This window comes from Arthrobacter globiformis NBRC 12137 (assembly GCF_000238915.1).
GTDB classification, from domain to species: Bacteria; Actinomycetota; Actinomycetes; order Actinomycetales; family Micrococcaceae; genus Arthrobacter; species Arthrobacter globiformis.
This window is the reverse complement of the sequence record NZ_BAEG01000041.1, coordinates 1-778: the sequence shown is the minus strand read 5'-3', so window position 1 is coordinate 778 and position 778 is coordinate 1. Positions and strand designations below refer to the sequence as shown.

The 778-nt window shown below is 66.7% G+C and carries 1 protein-coding gene; it reads left to right on the top strand.

All coding sequences use genetic code 11. From position 1 onward, the window contains the following. Nucleotides 1–778: thiamine pyrophosphate-binding protein (locus ARGLB_RS08080; protein ID WP_003800973.1), on the top strand; the 778-nt coding region annotated here is incomplete at both ends.

The window sequence follows — 778 nt, the reverse complement described above, 5'->3', positions numbered from 1 at the left end:
CGTACATGCGCTGGAACGCGGCGGTGATGGTGCACCGGGCGCAGCGGCCCGAGATCGGGGTGGGCGGGCACATCTCGACCTACGCCGGTGCCGCGACCCTGTACGAGGTCGGGTTCAACCACTTCTTCCGCGGCAAGGACCACCCCGGCGGCGGGGACCAGGTGTTCTTCCAGGGCCACGCGTCCCCGGGCATGTACGCCCGGGCGTTCATGGAAGGCCGGCTCTCGGAGGAGGACCTGGACGGGTTCCGGCAGGAAAAGTCCAAGGAAGGCCACGCGCTGTCCTCCTACCCGCACCCGCGGCTGATGCCGCACTTCTGGGAGTTCCCGACCGTGTCGATGGGCATCGGCCCGATGAACGCGATCTACCAGGCCCAGTCCAACCGCTACCTGCACAACCGGGGCCTGAAAGACACCTCGGACCAGCAGGTCTGGGCGTTCCTGGGCGACGGGGAAATGGACGAGCCCGAGTCCCGCGGCCTGCTCCAGCTCGCCGCGAACGAGAACCTGGACAACCTGAACTTCGTGATCAACTGCAACCTCCAGCGCCTGGACGGCCCGGTGCGCGGCAACGGCAAGATCATGCAGGAACTCGAGGCGTTCTTCCGCGGCGCGGGCTGGAACGTGATCAAGGTCGTCTGGGGCCGGGAATGGGATGACCTGCTCACCCGCGACACGGACGGGTCGCTGGTGCAGATCATGAACGAAACCCCGGACGGGGACTACCAGACCTACAAGGCCGAATCCGGCGGGTTCGTCCGGGAACACTTCTTCGGGAA